The organism is Pseudomonas sp. FH1 (assembly GCF_000510895.2).
Classification (GTDB): Bacteria; Pseudomonadota; Gammaproteobacteria; order Pseudomonadales; family Pseudomonadaceae; genus Aquipseudomonas; species Aquipseudomonas azotoformans_A.
The window spans coordinates 21,850-47,649 of sequence record NZ_AOHM01000006.1 but is presented as its reverse complement, the minus strand read 5'-3'; the positions used below and the strand labels follow the sequence as shown (position 1 = coordinate 47,649).

Genomic DNA, 25,800 nt, shown 5'->3' with positions numbered 1-25,800 from the left:
GTTTCGCTGATACCTTTTCAGTTGTCGCCCGGTGTAGGGGAGAACCCTCAACTCTGCACCGCGTCGACAGGAACCCCCATGACCTTCACCCCTCACCCGATCCGCCCCTTGAAGGCCTTGAGCCTGGCTGTCGCCCTGGCTGCCATCGCGCCGCTGCACAGCGCCGTGGCAGCCGACGCCCCGTCGAGCAGCGCGTCACGCAGCTACCACCTTGCGCCGGGGCCGTTGGGCAATGTGTTGGCGCAATTCGCGGCGTTGTCCGGGGTGCCGTTGTCATTTGATTCCACGCTGCTCAACGACCAGCAAAGCGCTGGTTTGCAGGGCAGCTACACCGCGCAAGCGGGCTTCATGCAACTGCTGCAAGGCAGCGGTTACGCACTGCAAAGCACCGGCGCCAATGGCTATACCTTGGTGCCTGAAGCAACGGGTGACGCCGTGCAGTTGGGCGCGACCACCATCAGCGGCGAGAGCGGGGCGCAGGCGGATACCTATGCCGGTGGCCAGGTCGCCCGATCGGCGCGCCTGGGCGTGTTGGGCAATCGCTCGATCAATGACGTGCCGTTCAGCGTGGTCAGCTACACCGCCAAGACCATCGCCGACCAACAGGCGCGCACCGTCGGGGATGTGCTGCTCAATGATGCGTCCGTGCGCCAGTCGGCAGGCTTCGGCAACTTTTCCCAGGTGTTTACCATTCGCGGCCTGCCGCTGAACACCGATGACATTGCCTTCAACGGCCTGTACGGCGTGCTGCCACGGCAGATCATCACCACCGAAGCCCTGGAGCGGGTCGAGTTGTTCAAAGGCCCCAACGCCTTCGTCAACGGTGTATCGCCAGCCGGCAGCGGCATTGGCGGCAGCGTCAACCTGGTGCCCAAGCGCGCCGAAGATGTGCCAACCCGTAGCGTCAGCCTCGACACCACTACCGATGGCCAGAGCGGCGGCCACCTCGACCTGGGCCAGCGGTTCGGTGAAGACAATCGCTTCGGCGCGCGGATCAACCTGGCCAAGCATGGCGGCGACACGGCTATCGAGGACGAATTCAAAAGCTCGCAACTGGTGGCCGTCGCCCTGGATTACCGGGGCGATCGCCTGCGCGTGTCCACCGACTTCGGCTACCAGAAAGAGCGCATCAACAGCGGTCGCTCGGTGGTCTATCCCAACGGCACACAGGTACCGAAGGCGCCATCGGCCAAGCACAACTATGCCCAGGACTGGAGCTGGTCGGAGTTGGAAGACACCTATGGCATGTTCAATGCCGAATACGATTTGAATGACAACTGGACCGCCTATGTCGGTGGCGGGGCCAAGCACACGCGGGAGAACGGGCAGTATTCGTCGCTGTACGTGGGCAACGATGGCAGTGGCCGTGTGGGCTTTTTGTACTCGCCCCACGACGAGGACAACAAGAGCGCCATGGCCGGCTTGAACGGGCGTTTCAATACCGGCCCCGTGAGCCATCAGGTGAACTTCGGTTTGTCCGGCATCTGGGGGGAGCAACGTTCGGCATTTGAAGCGATCCTGCAAGCCAACCGCCGGCCGGGCAACCTCTATAACCCGACCCAGATCCCACGTCCGTCCGTTACTTACTTCGGCAGCGACATCCACGACCCGCGCATCGTCGGCAAGAACCGCATCAAAAGTGCGGCAGTGTCCGACACCCTGGGCTTTATCGATGATCGTGTGCTGCTGACCCTGGGCGTGCGGCGCCAGACCATTGAGGTAGACGCGTGGAACACCACCACGGGCGTGCGCAACGCCAACTATGCCGAGAGCATCACCACGCCGGTGTATGGCCTGGTGGTTAAGCCGTGGGAGCACGTGTCGTTCTACGCCAACCGCATCGAAGGCCTGGCCCAAGGGCCGACCGCGCCGTTGACCAACGTCACCAACCCTGGCGAGGTCTTTGCGCCTAACCGCAGCAAGCAGACCGAAGCCGGGGTCAAGCTGGATTGGGACAGTTTTGGCGCGACCTTGGGTGTCTACCGAATCGAGCAGCCCAGCAGCGCCACCAACACCAACCCCAATGGCACCAATACCTTCAGCGTCGATGGCGAGCAGATCAACAAAGGCGTGGAATTGAACGTGTTCGGTGAGCCGGTTGACGGCCTGCGCCTGCTGGCCGGTGCGACCTGGATGAACACCGAACTGAAGAACACCTCCAACGGCCTCAACGACGGTAACCGCGCGGCTGGCGTGCCACGTTTCCAGTACAACGTCGGCGCCGACTGGAATATTCCCGGCCTCCAGGGCGCCGCCGTCAACGCGCGGATGCTGCGCACCGGTGGCGAGTACGTCAATGCGGCCAATAGCCTGAGCATCCCCGCCTGGACCCGTATCGACCTCGGCGCTCGTTATGGCTTCAAGGCCGATGACAAGTACATCACGCTGCGCGCCAACGTAGAAAACGTGGCGAACAAGGCGTACTGGGCGTCGGCGTCGACGGCCAACAACTACCTGACCCAGGGTGAGCCGCGCACGGTCAAACTCTCCGCGACGGTGGACTTCTAACCGACGACGCCGATCAAATGTGGGAGCGGGCAAGCCCGCTCCCACATTGATCCTCGCCCCACCGAGGATTCTGATACTGTCAGTAAAATTGCTTGTGCAGGCCGATCATCATGACTACCCCTCAATCCGTCCTCGACTTCTGGAAACACGCGGGCCCCAAACACTGGTTCGCCAAGGATGACACCTTCGACGCCACCTTCCGCGACACCTTCCACACCGCCCACCTGCAAGCCGCCCGGCGCGAACTGGAACATTGGCTGGACTCGGCGCAAGGAGCCCTGGCGCTGCTGATCCTGCTTGACCAATACCCCCGCAACGCCTTTCGCGGCACTGCCCACATGTTCGCCACCGATCCATTGGCCCGCCTGTATGCGAGGCGCATGGTCGACGCCGGATTGGATCAGCAGGTCGAGCCGGCATTGCGCGCGTTCTGCTACCTGCCGTTCGAACATTCTGAAGACTCGGCGGATCAACAGCGCTCACTGGTCCTGAACCAGCAGTTGGACGCCAACACTTACCGTTGGGCCAAGGAGCACGCGCGCATCATTGAGCAGTTTGGGCGCTTTCCCCATCGAAACGAGGTGTTGGCCAGGGCTACCACCGACGCCGAGCGTAGGTTTCTGGACGCGGGCGGGTTCTCTGGCTAGCGGCTATTGAGCGTCCCGGTCGATTTCCAGGCGTTTGCGCGCGTTGGGGCAGCCGTTGGTTGCCAGCGCTTTCTCAAGGTATTCAATACGCAACGGCCGGGCGGTTCTGCGATTGGTTCGGCTGGCGAGCACTTTATAGAGTTCGGCGCGGTAATCGTTTTCGCTGCCTGATTGCAGCTCGACGCCCTTGGGCGGCGCGCCGCAGGTCAACCAGACGGCGGGCTGCGGGTAGTAAGGTGCAAAGTCGTCCATTTTAGCCAGGGCGTTTTGCAGCGCCGGCATGTACTTGGGGCCCATCACATAGTCCAGGCAAGTGTTGTCGACGTAAAGTGCGGCCGGGGCAAAGCCGTGCTCCAGGCTTGAGATTGCCAGTTGGCACATCTCTTGTTCTTTGCCGGGCACCAAATAGATCTGATACAGGAGCATCAGGCGGTATTCGGCAACGGGATGTCCTGCCTGCGCTGATTCGCTCAAGCGTTGTTGGATGAGCGCCAGGTTCGCTTTCTTCTCGTCCACATCGGCAGGTGTTTTCTTGGCCAGCACTGAGCGCATCAGGTCGGCGTACTCAGCGTCGCTTTTCTTCAACAGGGCGGCGGCTTGCTGATACTGCACTTCACCGGGCAGCGCGGGGAGATCACTGGCCGACGCCACGTAGGAAACACAGGAGAACGACAAAAACACGGCGAAGGGAAAGCGCAAGACGAACATCCTTTTTCAGTGCTACGCAGGTGCGCGCTGGGTGGAAAGTCTACCTTGGCAGGCGTTGCCGTTACAGCGGGTGCGGCTATTCCCACCAGGAATGCCCCCATAAAAACAGCGCATTGTCTTTCTCGCCGCACATCTCGTAGCGTGGTGTTCCACTCACGGAGAATCGTTATGAGCCAGCGTCCGTTGCGCCTGTATGTTGATCATTTGTATACCAGTCCCTACGCGATGTCGGTGTTCGTCACCCTGCGGGAAAAAGGCCTGGTGTTCGACACCTTGACCCTGGACCTGGATGCTGCCCAAAACCAGACCGCCGACTTCGCCCAACTGTCCCTGACCCAGCGCGTGCCGACGCTGGTAGAAGGAGACTTTGCGCTGTCGGAGTCTTCGGCAATCACGGAATACCTGGAAGAGGCTTACCCCGAGACCCCGGTCTATCCGGCCGACCCCCGGCAGCGGGCGAGGGCGCGGCAGGTGCAGGCGTGGTTGCGCAGTGACTTGCTGCCGATCCGCCAGGAGCGTTCGACGATGGTGGTGTTCTACGGGCAGAAGATGCCGCCCTTGTCCCCTGTGGCCGAAGCGGCGGCGCGCAAGCTGATCAGCGCGGCCCAGGCGCTGTTGGCGGGTAACCGGGCCTATCTGTTCGGCGCGTGGTCGATTGCGGATGTGGACCTGGCGGTGATGCTCAATCGCTTGATTCTCAACGGCGACAGCGTGCCCGCCGAGTTGGTGGAATACGCGCAGCGCCAGTGGCAGCGGCCGTCCGTGCAGGCGTGGGTGCAACAGCAACGCCCAGTGCTGTAACCGACCATTCATCCTCTAGGCGTGGTGACGCGCTTGACAGCCGTCACCCAGCGGACAAATACTCTCGCCATATTCATATATATGACTAAATAACAAAGTGAATGTGGCCCCATGAATACCTTGTCCAGTGACGCCCGTCTGCCGCTTTACCAACGCCTGCGCGACCACCTGGTCGAGCAGATCGCCAACAATCGCTGGCGCCCCGGTGAAGCCATTCCCACCGAAGCGGTGCTGTCCGCCGAGTACGAACTGTCCACCGGCACGGTGCGCAAGGCCGTCGATGCGTTGGTGAGCGAAGGCATTCTTGAGCGCCAGCAGGGCCGGGGCACCTTTGTGCGTCGCCCGCAGTTCCAGTCCTCCCTGTTTCGCTTCTTCCGGTTTCAAGGTCCTGCGGGCGAGCGGCAAGTGCCGGAGAGCCGCATTCTCACGGTTGAATCCCTGGCCGCGCCGTCGGCGGTCAGTGAGGCGTTGGGCCTGGCGCCCGAAGCCCAGGTGATCCGCATCCTGCGTACCCGTTTGTTTGATGTGCAGCCGCTGCTGGCCGAAGAGATCTGGCTGCCGCGCACGCGCTTCCAGGCGTTGCTGGATATTGATCTGTCCCAGCAAGGCCCGTTGCTGTATCCGGTGTATGAAGACGTCTGCGGGCAAGTGGTGGCCTCGGCCGAGGAAACCCTGACCGCCGAATCGGTCAACGAGGTGTACGCGCGCTTGCTGCAGGTGCCGGTCAACAGCCCGGTGGTGGTGATCGAGCGCCTGGCCCGCGATTACGCCGGCCAACCCCTGGAGTGGCGACGCTCCCGCGGGCACGCCGAGCACTTCCGCTACCGCGTGGACATTCGCTGACCCGACACCCACACCGTTAATTGTTTGCCCAACACTGGCCCGGCTGCGGCACGGTTCGCGCCCGGCTGCCTCGCGTTTGACCTATAAGGATAAAAATCATGTTCAGTTGGTATCGCCAAGTCACTCCCCGGGAGCGCAAAACATTCTGGGCCTGTTTCGGTGGATGGTCCCTCGACGCACTGGAAGTGCAGATGTTCGGCCTGGCGATCCCGGCACTCATCGCCGCCTTCGCCTTGACCAAGGGCGATGCAGGGTTGATCAGCGGCGTCACGCTGGTGACCTCGGCCATCGGCGGTTGGGTCGGCGGCACCTTGTCCGACCGCTACGGCCGGGTGCGTACCTTGCAGTGGATGATTCTGTGGTTCTCGTTCTTCACCTTTTTGTCGGCGTTTGTCACGGGCTTCCACCAGTTGTTGATCGTCAAGGCGCTGCAAGGCTTTGGCATTGGCGGTGAGTGGGCGGCGGGCGCGGTGTTGATGGCCGAGACCATCAACCCGAAGTATCGCGGCAAGGTGATGGGCACCGTGCAGAGCGCCTGGGCCGTGGGTTGGGGCGTCGCGGTCGGGGTGTTTGCGCTGATCTATTCGTTTGTGCCGCAGGACATGGCCTGGCGCGTGATGTTTGTAGTGGGCCTGCTGCCGTCGTTCCTGATTATCTGGGTGCGCCGCAATGTTGAAGAGCCCGACAGCTTCCAGCGCCTGCAAAAAGAACAGGCGATTCCACAGAGCTTCTTCAAGTCGCTGGCCGGTATCTTCCGTCCTGAGCTGATTCGCGTCACGCTGTTCGGCGGCCTGCTGGGCCTGGGGGCCCATGGCGGTTACCACGCGGTGATGACCTGGCTGCCGACCTTCCTCAAGACCGAGCGCAACCTGTCGGTACTCAACTCCGGCGGCTACCTGGCGGTGATCATCTTTGCCTTCTGGTGCGGCTGCATCGCCAGTGGTCTGCTGATTGATCGCATCGGCCGACGCAAGAACATCGTGCTGTTCGCGCTGTGCTGCGTGATAACCGTGCAGGCTTATGTGTTCCTGCCGTTGACCAATACGCAGATGCTGTTCCTTGGCTTCCCGCTGGGCTTTTTCGCGGCCGGCATTCCGGCCAGCCTCGGGGCGTTGTTCAACGAACTGTACCCGGCGGATGTGCGCGGTGCCGGCGTGGGCTTTTGCTACAACTTCGGGCGCGTCTTGTCCGCAGTGTTTCCGTTCCTGGTGGGGCATATGAGCGACTCCATGTCCCTCGGCTCGGCCATCGGCATCGATGCCGGGATTGCCTACGGCGTCGCGGTGATCGCCGCATTGTGCCTGCCGGAAACCCGTGGCCGCGTGCTGGAAGCAGCGCCCGCCGACAACGTGGTGACCGGCCAGCGCGCCCAGGCTTGACCCTTTTTACTCTTGAAAGACGAACCCCATGTTTGATAACTGCTCCATCACCGGCATCGACGCCCACGCCCATGTGTTCAGCCGCACGCTGACCCTGGCCGGCGAACGTCGCTACACCCCTGGCTACGACGCCACGCTGGCGGATTACCTCGGGCACTTGCGCGCCAACGGCTTGAGCCATGGCGTGCTGGTGCAGCCCAGCTTCCTGGGCACTGACAATCGCTACCTGCTGGCCGCCTTGCAGCAGGCACCTGATCGTTTGCGCGGCGTGGCGGTGGTTGAACGCGATATCCCGCGCGACGCCCTGGATGCCATGGCCCGCTCAGGTGTCGTGGGCGTGCGACTGAACCTGGTGGGCCGGGCGCTGCCGGACTTTGCCGAGTCGGGCTGGAAGGCGTTCTTCGAGCACATCGTCGAACTGGGCTGGCATGTGGAAGTACACCGCGAGCTGGACGACCTGCCGCAGTTGGTGCGGCAACTGCTGCCGTTCGGGGTGAAATTGGTGATCGATCATTTCGGGCGACCCGACGCGCGACTGGGCGTCGAGCAGCGCGGCTTTACCGAGTTGCTGGCGCTCGGGCTCGGCGGCCAGCTGTGGCTGAAAGTCTCGGGTATCTATCGCCTGGCTGGCAGCGCGGCGCAGAACCGTGAGTTTGCCCACCAAGCCATGCCGTTGCTGCAACAGAGCTTTGGCCTGGATCGGTTGGTGTGGGGCAGTGACTGGCCGCACACCCAGCATGAAGCGTCTATCGGCTATGGCGCAGTGATTGAGCAACGCCAAGCCCTGGGTTGGTCGGCAGCAGTCGCGCAGGCTTTGTTGATCGACACGCCACGCCAGTTATTCGGCTTCCACCACGCGTAGCCAATCCTCCTCCACACGGCGGTCGAGGTCTTCCCAGTCCGCCATGCCCAGCACCCGTGTGGTGTTCAAACCCCGCAGGTAACCCCGCAGTTGCTGGGCGCTGGTGCTGATTTGATCGGCGTCGGCTGCCTCGTCCTGCAGCACGTGTTCATAGTCGACCAGGTAATCGGCGACCCGCTCGCGAAACTCCGGTAGTACGGCTTCGCGGATGCGGTCGAAGGTTTTCTGGTGGGGCTTCATGGCGTGGTCCTTATAAGTTTTATGTCAGCACTATCGGTTCAGATAATAGTCACCATCAAGGATCGCAAGTTCTGTTTTTGCGGGAAAAGCGGAAAATCACGCCATCGAGACGCTGTTCAAGGAAATGCGCGATGAGGACGTTTATTCAGCTGGCGTTGATGGCTTTGATGCTGGGCACGGTTGCCATCAACAACGCGGCAATTGCCGATGATCTGCCCATGAGCCATTTGCTACCGATCAACGGTAGCGTAGACTCCCTGCAGCACGCGCAGTCGGTGGGTGTATTGCTGAGTGACAACACCCGCGACAACCTCAGCTACCTTGAACGCTACCACGACATGGCCTTGAATGGCGCCAAGGATGCCCTCGACGGGCGTATCCGCCAGGCGTTCGTCAACAGTTCCGACCCGGAACTGGCCATCGATTGGTTGATGAACTCGCTGCAAGGCACGTTTTTGTCGGTGACGGTCTACGACAACCTGGATGCCTTGGTGCAGGCTCACCCCGATGTGGTGGTGATGCTCGATACCCATAACCAACTGCTGACCCAGCGCAACGACCAGGTCGAGGCGCGTTTTATTGCGCGGTTCTATGATGCGAACCTGCAATACATCGCCAAGGCCGAAGGCTCGGTACACAAGCAGGTGCCGTCGGTGTGGGTACATGACAAGGCAGCGCCGGAAATTGCCGCGCAGATCGAGCAGCAGCGCGATGTGCAACTGGATGCCCTGAAGCAGTTCGATGCGTCGCTCAAAGCGCTGGTCCGTGCCGGTTGATGTGAACCTTTATTTTTATAATCAGGAATTTTTCATGCGCGCTTTTTTCGCCCCGGCCTTGGCCTTTGCTTCCCTGTTGCTGGCCGGTTGTGTGTCCGCCCCCAACGCACCCACCCTGACCTTGCAGACCAGCAAGACGCCAGAAGCCTATGTGCAGTGCGTATTGCCCAAACTGGAAAAACACAAGATCACCTCCACCGTGACGCAGAACTCGCGCCACGCCAAGGTGGTGTTGACCAGCAAGATTGCCGCCGATGATGTGCTGGAAGCCTACAAGTCCCAGGACGGCGGCAAAGTGTTCCTGTATGAGCGCAAGCCGCTGGCGTCGACGATTACGCCGTCGCGGCTTGAGCTGGCTGCCAAGGAATGCCAATAATTTTGCGTATGGCCTAGGGCTTGGCTTCGTTGCTGAAGGCATTCACCGTCTTGACCAACCCCAGCGCCGCCAACGCCACCAACTCCCCACCTTTTTCTACCGTCGCCAGCGCCGGGTCCGAGCCCATGCGCCCATCCGGGAAGCGCGCGCGGAAGTCCAGCGCTTCACGGATCGGCCCGGTGTTGGCGATCTGCGGCGAATAATCGGCCGTCTTGACCGAGTCCGGATAAGCCCACTGCGTCACCGCAATCTCCGATGGCGTGGCATGGCTGCCATGGCCCACCGGGAATTGGCGTTGCGCCAGGTCGTTCACGCCTTCCAGGTCCCACCAGTTCACCAGTTTCAAGGCAAACCCAGCCGGGCGACGGGCGAAGCTGGCTTCGGCGTACAGCTCGGAAAACGCCGCTTCGATGGTGGCGATATTGCCGCCGTGGCCATTCAGAAACAGGATCTTCTCGAAACCATGCCCGGCCAGCGAGCGCACCCAATCGCCAATCGCGGCGATAAAGGTGGAAGGGCGCAGGGATATGGTGCCGGGAAAGCCCAGGTGATGCTGGGCCATGCCGATGTTGAAGGTGGGGCCGATCAGCAGGTCGGCGTTCTTCTGCGCTTCATGGGCGATGATTTCCGGGCACATCCAGTCGGTGCCCAGCAGGCCGGTAGGGCCGTGTTGTTCGTTGGAACCGATGGGAATCACCACTGTGCGGCTGCGTTCCAGAAACTGCCCGATCTCGATCCAGGTGGATTTGTGTAGAAGCATGCGACGCTCTCTTATCTATGGGGACAGGCTATCCGCCACGGATTGTACGACTACTCGCCACCTGTTGGGGTTTGCAATTGAGGTAGGTCGAAGACTTCAACCAGCGCTGGTCCGGGTACCAGGAAAACATGAACTGCCCATCCTTGAGCTTGTCCACCACCTGGCGTGCCACCTGCGGGCGCACGGCCGGGCAACCCTGGCTGCGGCCGATACGGCCTTCGCGCTTGCTCCACAAGGGGCTCACGTAGTCGGCGGCGTGAATCACGATGGCGCGGTCGCGGGCCAGGTCATTGAAACCCGGCTCCAGGCCGTCCATGCGCAGTGAGTAGCCGTGGGTGCCCAGGTAGCTTTCCTGGGTGCGGAACAACCCAAGGCTGGACTGGTGGCTGCCTTCCAGGTTGGAGAACTGGGTGGCGAAGTTTTCCCCGGATTTGGCGCCGTGGGCGACCAGGTCGCGTAGCACCAGGGTTTTCTTGCGCAAATCGAAGATCCACAGCCGACGGGCGGTCGAAGGCTGGGAGTAGTCAATAACCGCTAGGCGCTCGGAACGTTCCTCGCCGTTATTGACCGCGCACTGCACCGCGTTCAGGGCGCTTTTGAGTACGGTGGGATTGAGTTCTGGAGCCGAGCGCGCCAGGCTGCTATACAAGTTAGGAGAGGTCTGATTGGCGGCGAGCGCAAAATTGCTCAAGGTAGCCAACGCCACGGTCATCAAACCGAGGCGGCGCATGAAAGTCAGCATCTACGAAGTGTCCCCCGGTGTGGATTGGAGCCTGGTCAATTGTTCAAAAAACACGCATGTTACTTGAGCATTTGCCTGCTCGTTGCACCATTGGTCGCGACAGCCGACGCGCTGCCGGTCGAGCCGTTGCCGGTGACCACGCCGGCGCCGGTCGATCTGGCGCCCGTGCAACAGGCGTTGGCGCAACTGCCGAGTGTCTGCCCCGGCCTGGCGCCGCAGCTCGACCCCGCTGCGCAACTGCGCCTGCAAGCCTTCTACCAGCAGCAAGGTAATGTGCCGCTGTGGTCCGCCGATGAACGCCGACAAGCCCTGCAATCTCAGTTGCTGATGCTCGCCGATGACGGCCTGGACCCCACCCACTATAGCTTGCCTGCGCCAGATGCCACGGCCAACGTGCTGTGCAGAGATATAGCCACCAGCCAGCGTTACCTGCAAGCCTTGCAGGATCTGCATTACGGCCGACTGCAACAGTCACGTTTCGAACCCTTGTGGCATTCGCAACCGCCTACGCGCGACCCCAATGTCGAGGTGCTGGCCTTTGCCGCCACGGGCTTGCAAGACATGCCCCAGGCATTCGACCAGGCGCGGCCCAGTGCCGACTTGTATCGCAGCCTGCGCAACGCCTATTCCACCGTGCGTCAGCAGCCGTTGCCGCATTGGGATCCGGTCGCCAGCGGTCCGCTGCTGCGCCCCGGCATGGAAGACCCCCGCGTGCCGGAGCTGGCGCGGCGCCTGGTCAGTGGTGGCTACCTCGCCAACGCGCCCAGCGGTAGGCAGTATCGCGATGAACTGGTCAAGGCGGTCAAGGCCTTCCAGCTCAGCCACTCGTTGCAGGCCGATGGAGTGATCGGCGCCGGCACCGTGGCCGAATTGAACATCAGCCCGTTGGTGCGCCGCGAACAACTGCGTATCAACCTTGAACGCTTCCGCTGGCTGGCCCAGGATCTGGAGCCCGAAGGCGTGCTGGTGAATGTCGCCGCCGCGCAACTGAGCGTGTACCAGAGCGGCATCCCCGTGTGGCAAACCCGCCTGCAAGTAGGCCGCGCCGAACGCCAGACGCCGTTGCTCAAATCGCGCATCACCCGGCTGACCCTCAACCCCACCTGGACCATCCCGCCCACCATCATGCGCGAGGACAAACTCCCGGCCATCCGCCTCAACCCCGAATACCTGCGCCAGCAGAACCTGCAAGTACTCGACGCTGAAGGTCACCCGCTGGCGCCCGAGCAAATCGACTGGGCTCGCCCTGGCAATATCCTGCTGCGCCAGGAAGCCGGGCCGCGCAACCCGCTGGGCAAGATCGTGATGCGCTTTCCCAACCCGTACTCGGTGTACCTGCACGACACGCCGAGCCAGCCGCTGTTCACCAAAGGGCCGCGGGCGTTCAGCTCGGGGTGTGTGCGGGTCGAGCAACCGTTGTTGCTGCGGGATTTGCTGGTGAGCCCGGCCGAACGTACTCGCACCGATGAGCTGCTGGCCACCGGCGTGACCCATGAATTCAGGCTGGCCACGCCGGTGCCGGTGCTGTTGAGTTACTGGACGGTGGAGGTCAACCGCGAGGGCGGGTTGGTGTATGCGCCGGATATCTATGGGCGGGACCTGGTGTTGATGAAGGCGATGGGGAGTGTGCTCTGAAGCGTGCTTCTGTAGTGAGCGTGCTTGCTGTGGTGAGCGGGCTTGCCCCGCGCTGGGCTGCGAAGCAGCCCTAAAATCGTGCCATGTGGTCTCACAGAAAAAGCGCGGCGGTCTTCTTGGGGCGGCTTCGCCACCCAGCGCGGGGCAAGCCCGCTCACTACAGAGAGACCTAGTTCGCCATAGCGGTGAGGTCCGTCAAAATCACCGCCATTGCCTGTTCTGGCGCCGTGAAGGCCGTGTCGACCGTCAGCGGTACTTCATCCCAGTCTTCGTACTCATGCGCCAACACCGACTCCCAACTGGGTGGAACCAGGCCGGGAATATCCCCAGTTCGGGTCTCCACCCGCCGTTGATGTTCCTGCCGGTCAGAACAAATCACCCGAATATCCAGCAACGCCACACCGGCCATTGCCGCCGTTGTCTTCCATGCCTCCCGGCTTTCCCTGACCGGGTTCACGCAGTCAGCCACCACCATCTGCCCCCATTGCAGGTTGCTCAACGCCAAAGCATTCGCCACCCCATAACCGCTGGCGCCCACATCGCCCGCCAGCACGCCCGCATCACGGATCGCCTGCTCAATCACGTCGATGCGCAGGTACATCGCGCCGATCTGGCGTGCCAGTGCCTGGGCCAGGGTGGTCTTGCCGGTGCCGGGCAGTCCGCTGAAGACAATTAGCATGGGTGGCTCTCGATAAGGTTGGGCCGGTTCAGGGTATCCTTCAGTTCCTCACCGGTCGACCACAGGACAGCCCATGCCCCTGCCGTTTGTGAAAATGCACGCCCATGGCGATGACTTCATCATCATCGACCGCCGTGGCCTGGACGATCCGATCACCGCGAAAATCGCCCGCCAGCTTGGCAACCGCCACACCGGTATTGGTTTCAACCAACTGGCTGTGCTGCTCGATTGTGATGACGCCGCGGCGCGCATCAAGTTCTGGAACCCCAACGGTACGCCGCTGGCCACCTGCGGCAGCGCCACCCGTGGCGTGGCTGATCGTTTGATGCACGAAGCCGGCACAAACTCGGTGGTGCTGCGTACCGATCGGGGCTTGCTGACCTGTGTGCGGGCAGCGGGGCGGCAGGTGTCGGTGAACATGGGCGAGCCGTCGCTGGACTGGTCAGCCGTGCCGCTGGCCGAGGCCATGGACACCCGCACCTTGCCCATCGATGGCAACCCGGCGGCGCGCAGCATGGGCAACCCGCATTGCACGTTTTTCGTGGAAGACATCGCAGCTGTCGATGTGGCGGCCTTGGGCCCGGCGCTGGAAACCCACCCGTTGTTCCCGGCCAAGACCAATGTGCATTTCGTGCAGGTGCTTGATCGTAGCCACATCCGCCTGCGCATCTGGGAGCGCGGCGGCGGTGTGCCGTTGGGCTCGGGTTCTTGTTGCTGTGGCGCGGTGGTCAACGGGATTCGTCGCGGACTGCTGGACGATACCGTCGAAGTGCAATGCGACGGCGGCACGGTAACCGTGAATTGGGCAGGCGAGGGTGGCGTAGTGCTGACGGGCAGCGTAGAGCCGGTGATGCAGGGCAGCGCCTACGTTGGCTGAAAGTTGACGGTAAACGTGGTGCCGCCCGTGACACAAGAACTCACCGCCACATCGCCGCCATGCACCCTGGCCAACTCGCGCACGATATACAGGCCGAGGCCCACGCTGCGCACATCACTGCCTTGGTCGGTGCCACGGGTCATGGGTTCGAACAGTTCGGCGAGCAAGGCTTCGGGGATGACCTTGCCGTGGTTGTGGACTGAGACCTCGCAGCTATCCCGCCCCAGCCGTGACGTGACGGTGATCGGCCGTTGCAGGTCGCCATACGCCACGCTGTTGGCCACCAGGTTGCCAATGATCTGCTGCACGCGGTCGGCGTCCAGGCAAGCCTCGCCACTGCCCTCGGCGAGATGCGCCAACGTTGCTGTGGGAAACGCCACGCGCAGTTCATCCACGGCCCGATGAATCACCTCATGCAGGTCCAACGGCGCCGCCTTGATGGTAATGCCCTGGCCAACGCGCGCCTGGGTAAAGTCCAGCAGGTCGGCGATCATGCGCTGGGCCCGCTCGGATGACTGGCCAATGTGCCCGAGCAGTTGGCGCTCCTTGGCGGTGCGTTCGCCACGGTTAAGAAAATCCGAGGCCATGCGAATGGCTGTAAGCGGGTTCTTCAAGTCGTGGCTGACAATCGCCACCATCTGCTCGGCAAACAGCGCCCGGCGCTGGGCGATGGCATAGGCCTCGCTCAATTCGGCTTGGGCCAGTTTGAGCGCGAGTTCAGTGGCGGTCTTTTCCTGTAACAGCGCTTCGGCGAAGTTGCGTGCATTGAGCAGCTCGCGCTCGTACTTGTCGCGGTCGGTGGTGCCGAACAGCGCCAGGTCGTACACCGTACCGTCATCCTGCTCACGCTTGATGCCGTTGAGCAGCACGGTCAGCTTGTGGCCGTCACGGTGCAGCATGTCGAGTTTCACTTCGGTGACGCTGCCGCGCAGGCGCAGCATCGGCGCCAGGTGGGTCTGGTGGAAGATCCGTCCGCCCATGGTCAGCAAATCCTGGAAACGCTTGCCGCACAGTTCCGTGGTGCTGAATCCCAGCCACTCGCTGAAGCGCGTATTGGCTTGCAGGATCGTGCCGTCCTGCGCCGTGACGGCGAGGGCGCAGGCGGCGCTGTCGAACAACTCAGACGGCATGGGCGGCCGTCCACGGCGCCAGGAAGCTTTCCATCGCCGCCGCGCACGCTTGCGGCGCGCTCATGTGCGGGCAATGGCCGACGTTGTCCACCAGGCAATAGGTGCTGTTGGGTAGCACGCTGTGCAGGTATTCGCCCACGGCCACGGGGGCGATCAGGTCGTCGCTCGATTGCAGGATCAGCACCGGAGTGGCCAGGCCGATCACGTCCTGGCGGTTGTCCGACATGAACGTCACCCGCGCAAATTGCTTGGCGATCTCAGGTTCGGTGCGGCAGAAACTGTCGGTCAATTCCTCGCTCAACGCCGGTTGCCCAGGCGCGCCCATGATCACCGGGGCCATGGCGCTGGACCAGCCGAGGTAGTTGCTGTCGAGGGTGTCGAGCAGGTCCTGGATATCCGCCAGCTTGAAGCCGCCGACATAGCCGTCGGCGTCGATATAGCGCGGCGAGGGGCCGATCATGACATGGGCGGCAATGCGGCCGGGGGCCTGGCGGTCGGCGAGGGTGCCGATCATGGCGCTCACCGAATGGCTCACCAGGATCACCGGGCCTACCGCGAAGGCGTCGATGATTTCGTTCAAATCACGGGCGTAGCCGTCCAGGGCGCTGTATTTGGCCTTGTCGAACGCACTGAGGTCCGACAGACCGGCGCCCACCAAGTCATACATCACCACGCGGAAACGTTCGGAAAATTGCGGTGCCAGGTAGTTCCACATGGCCTGGTTGCAGCCGAAGCCGTGGGAAAACACCAGGGTCGAGCGGCCGTTGCCCATCACACTGACATTGTTACGGTGGCGTAGGTCCATGGGCTTCCCGTTATGGCGTTTTGCTATGCGTGCAGGGAGTTTAGATAGTCAACGGCGCGGGGTCACGTGATATAGCGCGGATAAGGTAAAGTCGCCGCCTTCAGGAAGAAACTTCAGGTAACAAACATGATGGCGATTCTGCGGCAGTCCGTCTTGAACCTGGTGGCGCTGGTGGTCTTGGGCCTGGTGGGCACCGCCCAGGCCGACATTTCACCGATTGGCGTCGCCCTCGACCAGCGGGTGATTGACCTCACCAACACCCTGGATGCCTCGACCACCACCCGTCTGAAAACCCAATTGGCCGACCTTGAGCAGCGCAAAGGCTCGCAAGTGGCTGTGTTGTTGGTGCCGACCACCGGCGGCGTGAGCATCGAGGACTACGCCAACCAACTGTTCCGCGCCTGGAAGCTGGGACGCAAGGACGTCAACGACGGCATTCTGCTGGTGGTGGCCAAGGAGGACCGCAAGGTGCGCATTGAGGTGGGCTATGGCCTGGAAGGCACGGTCACCGATTTGCTCGCGCACCGCATCATCGAGGAACACATCACCCCGGCCTTCCGCCAGGGTGATTTCGTCGGTGGTGTCTCCCAGGGCGTGAATGACCTGGTGGTGCTGGTGGACGGCGGTGATTTGCCTGCAGCCGCAGGCACAAGGGTCAATCCGCAGTTCATCGCCATAGCGCTGGCGTTTGTCATCGGCGCCATTGGCGGCGTACTCATCAGTGCGGGCAAACTGCGGTGGCGCCGCGCGTTGATTGCCGCGGTGGTTGCCACGTTGCTGCTCGTGATCGTGGGTGAAGGCCGAGATTGGGCGATGTTTCTGCTGGTGATGCCACTGATCATGCTGATCGGCGGCGCGACCTTCGGCGCATTGTGGATGGCGCGTTCGGTGTTTTACGGCGTGATCGGGCTGCTGGCCTACATCCTGGGCTTGGTGATGGTTGATCAGCGCTATGCCGACGTCAACTTCATCCACTGGCTGGTCTTTCCACTGGGCGCGCTGGTGGTGCTGGGGCTGTACCTGGTGCTGCTGGTGATCATGAAGGATGCTTGGAAGCAGAGCCGCGTGGGTTTTATCGCGCGGCTACTGGCGGCGGTGGGGGTGTATGTGGCGGCGGGGGTGTTACTGGACCTCGGCCGTGATGGCTGGCTGTTCGCGTTCCCGATTGCCTCGTTTGCGGCGCTGTTCATCTTTGGCAAGACCAGCGGCGGCTCGGGGTCTTCGGGCGGTGGCTCGAGTTCGAGCTCCAGCAGCTCCAGTTCCAGCAGCAGCTCATCCGGCGGCGGTGGCTCCAGTGGCGGTGGCGGGGCGTCCGGCAGTTGGTGAAGCCGCTAGCGCGGCTTGTAGCCCACCCAGCCTTTGAAACTGAAGCCAGCGTAGAACAACTCCACGCCGTCAAAGCCGGCTTCTCTCATCAAGGCTTCATCCGTCTCGGGTGACAGCACCGGCAATTTCTCGCTGATTGCCGCAATCGCGCGCTCGGCATCCACCGCCGGCACGCCCGAGTCCACCGCGAACGCCGCGTAGCGCTTCAACCACCGGACTTTATCCTCCGGCGCTTGCGGGAAACTATGATGGGCCACTACCAGCGGCGCGCCCGGCAGCAGGCGTTGCCACAACGCCTTGAGGGTTTGCAGGCGCTGCTCGGCCGGGATGAAATGCAAGGTCAGCAAGCACGTGGCGCCGTTGAAAGGTCCCAACGGCGCCGTGTCGATATAGCCTTCATGCAACTCGGTGCGGTCCATCAACGGGCCCAAGGTTGCCTCGGCCAGCTTCAGCATCTCGGCTGAAGGGTCCACCCCCACAAACCGCCAGCCCGGTTCTGCGTCCGCAAAACGCTTCAACTCCAGGCCGCCGCCGGCGCCCAACACCAGCACATTGCCGGCGGCTGGCACGCTTTCGCGCAACAACAGGGTGGTCATGCGTTGCAGGCCATCAAAGCCCGGCACCAGGCGCACGGGGCCTTCGGCGTAACGGGCAACGGCATCCGGGTCGGAAAAAAAGCTCATGCTGGGCTCCTGCAAATTGGGCGGGGATAAACCCTACTGCGGCAAACCCGCAGAGGCAACATTCATGGTAAAACGTCGCTCCTCACCCCTCAGAGTATGGACGCTCGATGTCTGCCATTCTTCTTCGCGACGCCATCCCCGACGACGCCCTGTGCCTGGGCGTGCTGGGCATGCAAGTGTTCCTCGACACCTACGCGACCCAAGGCATTCGCGGCTCGATTGCCACTGAAGTGCTTGAAGCGTTTGCGCCGCAGGTCATGGCCCGGTTGATCGCCGATCCTGGTATCTCGCTGCTGGTGGCCGAGTCCAACCAGCACCTGGTCGGCTTTGCCCAGGTCAAGCTCAACGCCTGTCACCCGATGATCGAAGCGCCCGACGTCGCTGAACTGCAACGCCTGTACATCCAGGAACGTTTCACCGGCCTGGGTATCGGCTATCAGTTGCTGCAAGCGGCAGAGCAATGCGCGACGCTGGGTGGTGCTTCGCTGTTATGGGCGACGGTGTGGGACGGTAACAAGCGCGCCCTGGGGTTTTACCCTCGGCGCGGGTATGGGCTGCTGGGCTCGCCGGTGTATACCTTCCAAGGGGAGAGCCATGGGAATCGGTTGTTTGGCAAAGCCCTGGGCGTCACAGCGATTTAGACAGAAACACCCGGCTGCTGCCCTCAGGCTCGCACGGTAGCTCGCCAAAACGTACCCAGCCATGCTTCTCGTAAAACCCCGGCGCCTGGAAACTCAGGGTGTACAGCACCGCGTTGCGACAGCCCCGTCGCCGCGCCTCATCTTCGAATGTTTGCAGTAACTGGCTGCCCAGTCCCGTGCCACGCAGCGAGTCGGGCAAGTGGAACAGGTCGAGAAAGGCCATGCCCAATGTGGTCTTGCCAGTGATGCCGCCGAGGATTTGCTGGGTCTCGGGATCCTTGATCAAAACCGTCAGCAGACGCCGATCGTTATAGCCGGTGATGGCTTCATTGAACGCCGCCAAGCCGCCGCCGAGGATACGCTCGGCGTCGGGATTGGGTTGGTCGCTGATTTCAATATGCGCTGCGTTCATCTCTAGAGCGCCATGACCATTTCATGCCACGCCATGCCACCGTGATCCGACGGCGACGGCTGCACATACTCATAGCCCATGCGTTCATACAGCGGCACGTGTTGCTCCTTGCACATCAAATGAATCGTCTGCTTGCCCATGCGGCTCATGCGCTGCACAAACTCAGTCATCAACATTTTCGAATAGCCCTTGCCCTGATGCGCCGGGTCGACCACCACCGACATGATCACCACATTCGGCGCGTCGGCCGAGTGGCCCACCAACTCCTTGAACGCCTCGTCCGACATCACCACTTCGTGGGCGCAGCCACAATTGATGAAACCCACCACTTCACCCGCGGCCTCCAGGATCAGAAAGCCTTGCGGGTACTGGGCAATACGCGTGGCGATCTTCTCCAGGGTCGCGGCTTCGTCGCCTTCGTAGGCGCTGATCTCGATGTCAAAGCAGCGGGCGGCGTCGGCGGGTAGGGCGTTGCGGAAGGTGAGAGCGGGCATGGGCGTTTCCTGAGGCGTTGAGCGAGAGGCCACATGATAGACAAACATCGACCCCAGCAACACAAATCCCCTGTGGCGATGCGGTTGTTGTGGCAAGCCCGCTCACCACAGGAAGCCGGTTTACCATAAAAAAGCATCTGACGGGCTATCCAAAAAACAGGAAACCCGCCTAGGCGGGTTTCCTCAAAACTCAAAGCGGATGTCTCAAACTCCACCCACCAACTTCCCTCCGTCCATCCGGCGCTTATACGCACTGTCCCGACTCGCCAACCAGAAATACAACGGCGACGTCACCACCAACCCCACCACCCAGGACAAATCGGCCCCGTTGATGTGTTCCGAAATCGGCCCTACGTACAGCGGTGTGTTCATGAACGGAATCTGCACCACAATGCCGACCGCATACGCCAACAGCGCCTGCGGGTTATACCGCCCATAGATCCCGCCATCCACGCGAAAGATCGAGGCAATGTCGTACTTGCCCTTATGGATCGCATAGAAGTCGATCAGGTTGATCGCCGTCCACGGCACCAGCACCACCAGCAGCACCAGCACCATGTCGACGAAGTGACCGATGAAGTCCTTCGAGGCGAACACGGCCGCAATCGCGCAGGCGGCCAATACCAGGATCGAAATCAGCGCGCGGCTTTTGGCCGTTGGAATCCAGCGGTAGGCAAAGGTCTGCACCAGGGTGATGATCGACAGTACGGCACCGTACAGGTTGAGGGCGTTATGGCTGATCACGCTGAGCAGGAACAACACCAGCATCAACGGCCCGATAGCGCCGGTGGCGAGTTTGACTGCGTCCATGGTGTCCATGCCCACCGGCGTCGCCAGCACGGCGACCGCGCCGAAGATGAACGACAGGCTGGAACCCAGTGCCGAGCCGAGATAGGTGGTCCAAAAAGTGGAGGCTACCGGTACGTCGGCGGGCAGGTAGCGCGAGTAGTCCGACACGTAGGGGGCAAATGCGATTTGCCACAGGGCCGCCAGGGACACGGTCGCCAGCACACCTGCGATGTTGAAGCTGCCGCGTGTCAGAAAATCCGTGGTCTGCACATGGGTGAAGATGTAGCCGAAGCCCAGCACGATACCGGCGCCGAGCACCCAGGTGCCGATGCGGTTGAGCACGTGGATGAAGCGGTAGCCGATGATGCCGATGATCCCGGAACCGATGGCGCCGATGACGATGCCCACCGGCACCGGTACTGCGTCGACCACGCCGTGCAGGGATTTACCCGCGAGCACGATGTTGGAGGCGAAGAAACCGATGTACATCACGCCGGCGATCACCACCACCAACAGTGCGCCGAGGGAGCCGAACTGGGCGCGGCTCTGGATCATTTGCGGGATGCCCATTTGCGGGCCCTGGGCCGAGTGCAGCGCCATCAGCACGCCGCCGACCAGGTGGCCGATGAGGATGGCGATGATGCCCCATACCAAGTTGAGGTGAAACAGTTGCACCCCCAGCGCACCCGTGACGATCGGCAGTGGCGCGATATTGCCGCCGAACCACAGGGTGAACAGGTCTCTTACCTTTCCATGGCGATCTTCCGGGGGCACGTATCCAATCGTGTGTTTTTCGATAAGCGGGGCGGAGGATGTTGCAGTGGTGACCATGACGAACTCCAAGGCAAGGTGAGTACGTTGACGTACTTCGCTGTGCGCCACGTGCGCGGCGCTTTGTTGTTGGAGTGATGATCTGCAATGGGCGCAGGGAGGTAAATTAGTAAGTTTGTTGCTATAGACCTTAAAAAATATAGCTCGCAGCCTTGCTGCGCTCCGGTATGTTGCCTACACCTGTTTTGCGGGCGAAGTCTCACGTTTCTGGAGGTCCCGATGGCTGCGTATAACCTGCGCCAACTCAGATATTTCGTCACCACGGCCGAATGCGGCAGCGTCGCCGAGGCCTCGCGCAAGCTGTATATCGCGCAGCCGTCGGTGTCCACGGCGATCAAGCAGCTGGAAGACAGCTTTGGCGTGCAGCTGTTTATCCGTCATCACGCCCAGGGGGTGTCACTGACGCCCAGCGGCGCACGCTTCTATCGCAAGGCCCTGGAGCTGCTGCGCGTGGCCCATGAGTTTGAACAGAACGCCCTGGCGGACAATGACGTGGTGGCGGGGCAGATCGATATCGGCTGCTTTGAAACCGTGGCGCCGTTGTACCTGCCGCGTCTGATCGCGGGCTTCAAGGCGCGTTGGCCGGGGGTGGAGATCCGCATACGTGATGGCGAGCAGCAAGAGCTGGTGCAGGCGCTGACGGCGGGCAGCATTGACGTGGCGATGTTGTTCGAGCACGACCTGGGCGCGACCATCGAGACTACGCCGTTGATGCCGCCGCAGCAGCCGTATGCGCTGTTGCCGGCCGATCATCGTTTTGCGCAGCAGGCCAAGGTGTCGCTGGCGGACCTGGTGCTGGAACCGATGATCTTGCTGGACGTGCTACCGAGCCGCACCTACTTTGTCAGCATCTTCGAAGAGCGTGGATTGACGCCGAATATCGTGTTCAGCTCGCCATCGATCGAGATGGTGCGGGGGATGGTGGGGCGGGGGTTCGGGTTTTCGATCCTGGTGACCAAGCCGTTCACCGAGTACACCTATGATGGGCAGAAGGTGGTGTGCGTGCCGTTGGCGGAGACGGTGACCGGCTCAGGCTTGTCAGCAGTATGGTTGCGCCGCGCGCCGTTGACCAAACCGGTGCAGCTCTTTGTTGACTACTGTCGCGAGGAACTTGCCCGACTCTTGGGTTGAGTACAAGGCCAAAAATGTGGGAGCGGTTTGCTCCCACATTTGATTGGTGTTCGGCTCAAGCGCGAATAGAATCCAGCATCCGCCCCAGCATCGCATCACACCCCAGCAATTGCTCCACCTTCACAAACTCATCCGGCTTATGCCCCTGATCCATGCTCCCCGGCCCGCACACCACCGTGGGAATGCCCACCGCATCAAACAGCCCGCCTTCAGTGCCAAACGCCACCGTGCCGAACTCCCGCGAGCCGGAAAACGCCGCGATCAACTCTGCTGCCTGGCTGCGCTCATCGGTGACCAAACCTGGGTAGGCCGACAGCTCGGTAAAGCGAATCGCACTTTGCGCGTTCACCGCCTGCATGCGCGGCAACACCTGCTGCTCGGCGTAGGCCTTCAGTTCATCCGCGACCTTGGCCGGATCCTGCGACGGCAACGCACGCACCTCAAAATCAAACCGGCAATCCGCCGGTACGATGTTCAGGGCCTTGCCACCGCTGATCACGCCGGTTTGCACCGTGCTGAACGGCGGATCAAACCGTGCATCCTGGGTCTGCCGCAGGCGCTGGCCGATCCGCCCGAGTTCACCAATCAACTCGGCGGCATGCTCAATCGCATTCACCCCATATGGCGCATAGGCCGAATGACACGCCTCGCCGTGCACATCGCAGCGCATGGCCAACTTGCCCTTGTGGCCGAGTACCGGCTTGAGTTCGGTCGGTTCGCCGATGATGCACAGCATGGGTTTCACTGGCCGTTCTTCCAGCACCTTGAGCAACGAACGCACGCCCAGGCAACCGACTTCCTCGTCATAGGACAGGGCGATATGTACCGGCATCCGCAACGGCGCCGCGACCAACGCTGGCACCAGCGCCAATACACAGGCGATATAGCCCTTCATGTCGGCGGTGCCGCGGCCGAAGAGCTTGCCGTCGCGTTCGGTCAATTCGAACGGCGGCACGGTCCATGGCTGGCCGTCCACCGGCACCACATCGGTGTGCCCCGACAGCACGATCCCCGGCAACTCAACCGGGCCAACGCTGGCAAACAGGTTAGCCTTGCTGCGCTCTTCGTTGTAGACCAATTGGCTGGATACCCCGAAACCGGCCAGGTAATCGCGTACAAACTCGATCAGTTGCAGGTTGGATTCGCGGCTGGTGGTATCGAACCCCACCAGCGTCTGCAGCAGTTCGCGGCTGGCGCTCATCGGTCGTCTCCGGCCACGCCGTAGCCGGGGGAACGGTCCGGGGCGAGGGCGCGGTCGATGTAGTCCTGCACTTGCGGGCGATAGGCCTCCCAGAGCTTTTGCAGTTCAAGGATCGGCTGTTCGTCAGCCCAATCCACGCGCAAGTTGATGATCGGCCAAGTCAGTTCGCCCACCACCACCAGCGCGGCGGAGTGCACCGGGCCGGCTTCGCCACCGGCGGCGATGGCGGCTTGCATCGCCGCCAGCAGGCGATCGGCCAACTGGCCTTCGCCTTGCTCAAAGGCCGTGACCATCGCTTCGATCACCGCGCGGTCGGCGAGCATGTTGCCCGCCGCCACACACTGTTCTCCCGACACAGCGTTGTGGGTACCGAGGGTTTCGCTGCCGCTGAAATGCACGCTACGGCCCAGGTGATCAATCGCCGTCAGTTGCCGGTACTGGCTGTAGCCGTTGCGCGTCAGGGCCTTGTCGATCGCGTCGGCAGGGGCGAGGCCTTGTTCCAGCAGGTCCAACACGTCCGGGCCCAGGGCCGGGAGGGTGATGTTCTGGGTCGACACCGCGCCCACACCGGGCCGCAGCCATGGGCAACGGGCACCCACGGCAATGCTCGATGAGCTGATGGCAATGCCCAGCTGGCCGGTTTCGGCGCAACGGCCGACGATTGAAAAAGTCATGTGCGGCTCCTTACTCGGGAATAACGGCGATCACATCAATTTCCATCAACCACTGTGGCTGGCCGAGGGCCGACACCACCAGCCCTGTGGAAATCGGGAACACGCCCTTGAGCCATTTGCCGACTTCCTGGTACACCGGTTCGCGGTAGCGCGGGTCGATCAGGTAGGTGGTGGTCTTGACGATGTGCGACAGGTCGCTGCCGGCCTCTTCCAGCAGTTGCTTGACGTTTTTCATGGCTTGCTCAGTCTGGGCGCGCGGGTCGCCAAGGCCGATCAGATTGCCCTCGAAATCCGTGCCCACCTGGCCGCGCACGTACACGGTATTGCCGGCGCGCACGGCCTGGCACAGGTCGTTGTCCAGGCTCTGGTTAGGGTAGGTTTCCTTGGTGTTGAACATGCGGATGCGAGTGTGAGTAGGCATCAGAAAAACTCCGGCAATAAAGGGATCAGGCGCTGACAGGGGACGGACGAACCACCGGGGCGGCTTCGCGGTATTCAAGGTATTGACGCTGGATCGCGATGTGGTCGGCCACATACTTGGCGTCATGCCAAACGCCCCAGATAAACGACGAACCCCGGCGCGATTGCCACGGCAAGCCGAGGAAGTAGATCCCCGCTTCGCTGGACACGCCACGCTGATGCTGGGGCTTGCCGGCTTCGTCGAAGGCGGCGACCTTCAACCAGCTGTAGTCCACGGCAAACCCGGTGGCCCAGATGATCGAGGTGACGCCGGCCTGGGCAAGGTCCAGTTCCAGGATCGGATTTTTGATGCAGTCCGCATCGGGAAACACGCGACGGGCCTCGGGCTCCAGCGGCAGGTCAACGCCATTGCGCTCGATATAGGCGTCGGCCGCATCCAACAGGGCCAGGTAGTTTTCATCGCCGCGTGCCAGGTTTTCTACCAGGTTCGGCTGGAAGCTGGCGACACTGCCGTTGAACGCTTGCGTGAGGCCGACCAGGGTCATGCCTTGCTGCGCCAGCTCACGGAAGTCGATGGTCTTGCCGCCGTGTGCACCGCTGACCGCGATGGTCACGTGCTCGCGGCCGGGTTTCATGGCCGCCTGGTCCCACTCGCCCAGCACCCCCAGCCACCAGCAGAAGTCGCGGTTGCGATAGGCGCGAGGCGGGCGGTCATGGGCACCGACCGAGAGGTACACCTGGCGCCCGGCGCGCTGCAATTCATCGGCGATCTGCACGCCGGAGGAACCCGCGCCCACCACCAGCACGGCGCCGGCCGGCAGTTGTGTGGGGTTGCGATAGTCAGCGGAATGGATCTGGTGCAACGGAGTGTCTTTCGGCGCGATGGCCGGAATCACCGGTTTCTGGAACGGCCCGGTAGCGGCGACCACACGGTTGGCCTCGATCACGCCTTCGCTGGTGTGCACGGTAAAGCCAGGGCGACCGACATTACGCACCACGGACAGCACCTCCACACCGCTACGGATCGGCGCGTTGAACTTGCGGGCATAGGCCTCAAAGTAATCCGCCACACGCTCTTTCGGCGCAAACCCATCCGCAGCGACCGTGTCGAATTCCAACCCCGGAAAGCGGTCATGCCAGGCCGGGCCATTGGCCACCAGCGAATCCCAACGCCCGGTGCGCCAGCGCTCGGCAATACGGCTGCGCTCCAGCACCAGGTGGGGCACACCTTGCTTGCTCAAATGCTCGCTCATGGCCACGCCAGCTTGGCCGGCGCCCACCACCAGCGTGTCTGTTTTTGTTATTGCTTCAGTCATGTCTCTGTCCTTGCGTAATGCAGTTGGATTCAGCGTTTGCATGACTTCAAGGCTAGGGGGAGGGGGGTTATAAATAAAATATTATTAAGCTGGGAAGTGAGCATAAATATCGGA

At 62.1% G+C, this 25,800-nt stretch carries 28 protein-coding genes; 13 read left to right on the top strand and 15 right to left on the bottom strand.

What is annotated here, in order from left to right; all coding sequences use genetic code 11:
• Positions 1 to 78 precede the first annotated feature (78 nt).
• Together H096_RS02900 and H096_RS02895 are read left to right on the top strand one after the other, a co-directional pair.
• A complete protein-coding gene (locus H096_RS02900) occupies positions 79 to 2,508 on the top strand; it encodes a TonB-dependent receptor (RefSeq protein ID WP_033896701.1) in 2,430 nt (809 codons plus the stop codon).
• 110 nt (positions 2,509 to 2,618) lie between these two features.
• Positions 2,619 to 3,155, top strand: coding sequence for a DUF924 family protein (locus H096_RS02895; RefSeq protein ID WP_033896700.1), 537 nt, complete (start codon positions 2,619 to 2,621; stop codon positions 3,153 to 3,155).
• 3 nt (positions 3,156 to 3,158) lie between these two features.
• Here the strand turns inward: H096_RS02895 and H096_RS02890 are convergent, their stop codons facing one another.
• Positions 3,159 to 3,854: a hypothetical protein gene (locus H096_RS02890; protein ID WP_156487827.1), complete on the bottom strand. Its 696-nt coding sequence runs from the start codon at positions 3,852 to 3,854 to the stop codon at positions 3,159 to 3,161.
• A gap of 177 nt (positions 3,855 to 4,031) precedes the next feature.
• Between H096_RS02890 and yfcF the strand changes: the two genes are divergently transcribed.
• The 4 genes from yfcF (at position 4,032) to H096_RS02870 (ending at position 7,748) form a co-directional block, all read left to right on the top strand.
• A complete protein-coding gene (gene yfcF / locus H096_RS02885) occupies positions 4,032 to 4,664 on the top strand; it encodes a glutathione transferase (RefSeq protein WP_033896699.1) in 633 nt (210 codons plus the stop codon).
• A gap of 111 nt (positions 4,665 to 4,775) precedes the next feature.
• Positions 4,776 to 5,507, top strand: a complete 732-nt coding sequence (locus H096_RS02880) for a GntR family transcriptional regulator (RefSeq protein ID WP_016977148.1) — start codon at positions 4,776 to 4,778, stop codon at positions 5,505 to 5,507.
• A 98-nt stretch (positions 5,508 to 5,605) separates the two neighbouring features.
• Positions 5,606 to 6,886: an MFS transporter gene (locus H096_RS02875; protein ID WP_033896695.1), complete on the top strand. Its 1,281-nt coding sequence runs from the start codon at positions 5,606 to 5,608 to the stop codon at positions 6,884 to 6,886.
• A gap of 28 nt (positions 6,887 to 6,914) precedes the next feature.
• Complete coding sequence (locus tag H096_RS02870) at positions 6,915 to 7,748, top strand: amidohydrolase family protein (protein WP_033896694.1); 834 nt, start codon at positions 6,915 to 6,917, stop codon at positions 7,746 to 7,748.
• On the opposite strand, the gene H096_RS02865 is transcribed toward H096_RS02870, so the two are convergent.
• Positions 7,725 to 7,988 (bottom strand): hypothetical protein, encoded by a 264-nt coding sequence (locus tag H096_RS02865; RefSeq protein WP_033896693.1) that lies wholly within the window; start codon positions 7,986 to 7,988, stop codon positions 7,725 to 7,727. The two genes, H096_RS02870 and H096_RS02865, sit on opposite strands and share 24 nt — an antisense overlap.
• Before the next feature lie 131 nt (positions 7,989 to 8,119).
• Between H096_RS02865 and H096_RS02860 the strand changes: the two genes are divergently transcribed.
• Complete coding sequence (locus H096_RS02860; protein ID WP_033896692.1) at positions 8,120 to 8,764, top strand: hypothetical protein; 645 nt, start codon at positions 8,120 to 8,122, stop codon at positions 8,762 to 8,764.
• A gap of 34 nt (positions 8,765 to 8,798) precedes the next feature.
• A complete protein-coding gene (locus tag H096_RS02855; RefSeq protein ID WP_033896691.1) occupies positions 8,799 to 9,140 on the top strand; it encodes a hypothetical protein in 342 nt (113 codons plus the stop codon).
• A gap of 13 nt (positions 9,141 to 9,153) precedes the next feature.
• Here H096_RS02855 and H096_RS02850 read toward each other — a convergent pair whose 3' ends face one another.
• Both H096_RS02850 and H096_RS02845 read right to left on the bottom strand, forming a co-directional pair.
• Complete coding sequence (locus tag H096_RS02850; RefSeq protein ID WP_033896690.1) at positions 9,154 to 9,900, bottom strand: creatininase family protein; 747 nt, start codon at positions 9,898 to 9,900, stop codon at positions 9,154 to 9,156.
• A 28-nt stretch (positions 9,901 to 9,928) separates the two neighbouring features.
• Entirely contained in the window at positions 9,929 to 10,642 is a 714-nt protein-coding gene (locus H096_RS02845; protein WP_033896689.1) for a murein L,D-transpeptidase catalytic domain family protein, read from the bottom strand.
• Between the two features lie 39 nt (positions 10,643 to 10,681).
• On the opposite strand from H096_RS02845, the gene H096_RS02840 reads away from it, so the two are divergent.
• Positions 10,682 to 12,277, top strand: coding sequence for a L,D-transpeptidase family protein (locus tag H096_RS02840; protein ID WP_033896688.1), 1,596 nt, complete (start codon positions 10,682 to 10,684; stop codon positions 12,275 to 12,277).
• 169 nt (positions 12,278 to 12,446) lie between these two features.
• Here the strand turns inward: H096_RS02840 and H096_RS02835 are convergent, their stop codons facing one another.
• On the bottom strand, positions 12,447 to 12,956 hold the full coding sequence (locus H096_RS02835; RefSeq protein ID WP_033896687.1) for an AAA family ATPase: 510 nt from the start codon (positions 12,954 to 12,956) through the stop codon (positions 12,447 to 12,449).
• 73 nt (positions 12,957 to 13,029) lie between these two features.
• Between H096_RS02835 and dapF the strand changes: the two genes are divergently transcribed.
• Positions 13,030 to 13,833: a diaminopimelate epimerase gene (dapF, locus tag H096_RS02830; protein ID WP_033896686.1), complete on the top strand. Its 804-nt coding sequence runs from the start codon at positions 13,030 to 13,032 to the stop codon at positions 13,831 to 13,833.
• Here the strand turns inward: dapF and H096_RS02825 are convergent.
• Both H096_RS02825 and H096_RS02820 read right to left on the bottom strand, forming a co-directional pair.
• The gene (locus tag H096_RS02825) at positions 13,821 to 14,963 is read right to left on the bottom strand and encodes a PAS domain-containing sensor histidine kinase (protein ID WP_033896685.1); all 1,143 of its coding nucleotides are present in this window, start codon (positions 14,961 to 14,963) and stop codon (positions 13,821 to 13,823) included. The genes dapF and H096_RS02825 overlap by 13 nt on opposite strands.
• Complete coding sequence (locus H096_RS02820; protein WP_033896684.1) at positions 14,953 to 15,768, bottom strand: alpha/beta hydrolase; 816 nt, start codon at positions 15,766 to 15,768, stop codon at positions 14,953 to 14,955. Before H096_RS02820 ends, H096_RS02825 begins: the two co-directional genes overlap by 11 nt.
• A 126-nt stretch (positions 15,769 to 15,894) precedes the next feature.
• Between H096_RS02820 and H096_RS02815 the strand changes: the two genes are divergently transcribed.
• Positions 15,895 to 17,094 (top strand): YgcG family protein, encoded by a 1,200-nt coding sequence (locus H096_RS02815; protein ID WP_033896683.1) that lies wholly within the window; start codon positions 15,895 to 15,897, stop codon positions 17,092 to 17,094.
• Positions 17,095 to 17,099: 5 nt separating this feature from the next.
• Here the strand turns inward: H096_RS02815 and H096_RS02810 are convergent, their stop codons facing one another.
• A complete protein-coding gene (locus H096_RS02810) occupies positions 17,100 to 17,777 on the bottom strand; it encodes a class I SAM-dependent methyltransferase (protein ID WP_033896682.1) in 678 nt (225 codons plus the stop codon).
• 107 nt (positions 17,778 to 17,884) lie between these two features.
• Here H096_RS02810 and H096_RS02805 point away from each other — a divergent pair, with 107 nt between their 5' ends.
• A complete protein-coding gene (locus tag H096_RS02805) occupies positions 17,885 to 18,418 on the top strand; it encodes a GNAT family N-acetyltransferase (protein ID WP_033896681.1) in 534 nt (177 codons plus the stop codon).
• On the opposite strand, the gene H096_RS02800 is transcribed toward H096_RS02805, so the two are convergent.
• The 3 genes from H096_RS02800 to H096_RS02790 form a co-directional block, all read right to left on the bottom strand.
• Entirely contained in the window at positions 18,405 to 18,830 is a 426-nt protein-coding gene (locus H096_RS02800) for a GNAT family N-acetyltransferase (protein WP_033896680.1), read from the bottom strand. The two genes, H096_RS02805 and H096_RS02800, sit on opposite strands and share 14 nt — an antisense overlap.
• A 2-nt stretch (positions 18,831 to 18,832) precedes the next feature.
• Positions 18,833 to 19,324, bottom strand: a complete 492-nt coding sequence (locus H096_RS02795; protein ID WP_033896679.1) for a GNAT family N-acetyltransferase — start codon at positions 19,322 to 19,324, stop codon at positions 18,833 to 18,835.
• Between the two features lie 204 nt (positions 19,325 to 19,528).
• Positions 19,529 to 20,944: a cytosine permease gene (locus H096_RS02790; protein WP_033896677.1), complete on the bottom strand. Its 1,416-nt coding sequence runs from the start codon at positions 20,942 to 20,944 to the stop codon at positions 19,529 to 19,531.
• A gap of 219 nt (positions 20,945 to 21,163) precedes the next feature.
• Here H096_RS02790 and H096_RS02785 point away from each other — a divergent pair, with 219 nt between their 5' ends.
• Entirely contained in the window at positions 21,164 to 22,075 is a 912-nt protein-coding gene (locus H096_RS02785) for a LysR substrate-binding domain-containing protein (protein ID WP_033896676.1), read from the top strand.
• A 55-nt stretch (positions 22,076 to 22,130) separates the two neighbouring features.
• Here the strand turns inward: H096_RS02785 and argE are convergent, their stop codons facing one another.
• The 4 genes from argE to H096_RS02765 are packed head-to-tail and all read right to left on the bottom strand — an operon-like array spanning position 22,131 to position 25,686.
• On the bottom strand, positions 22,131 to 23,276 hold the full coding sequence (gene argE, locus H096_RS02780; RefSeq protein ID WP_033896675.1) for an acetylornithine deacetylase: 1,146 nt from the start codon (positions 23,274 to 23,276) through the stop codon (positions 22,131 to 22,133).
• Positions 23,273 to 23,950 carry a DUF1028 domain-containing protein gene (locus tag H096_RS02775; RefSeq protein WP_033896674.1) on the bottom strand — a complete coding sequence of 226 codons (678 nt, stop codon included), beginning with the start codon at positions 23,948 to 23,950 and terminating at the stop codon, positions 23,273 to 23,275. Before H096_RS02775 ends, argE begins: the two co-directional genes overlap by 4 nt.
• Before the next feature lie 10 nt (positions 23,951 to 23,960).
• A complete protein-coding gene (locus tag H096_RS02770; RefSeq protein ID WP_033896673.1) occupies positions 23,961 to 24,371 on the bottom strand; it encodes a RidA family protein in 411 nt (136 codons plus the stop codon).
• 25 nt (positions 24,372 to 24,396) lie between these two features.
• Positions 24,397 to 25,686 carry an NAD(P)/FAD-dependent oxidoreductase gene (locus H096_RS02765; RefSeq protein ID WP_033896672.1) on the bottom strand — a complete coding sequence of 430 codons (1,290 nt, stop codon included), beginning with the start codon at positions 25,684 to 25,686 and terminating at the stop codon, positions 24,397 to 24,399.
• Positions 25,687 to 25,800 lie beyond the last annotated feature (114 nt).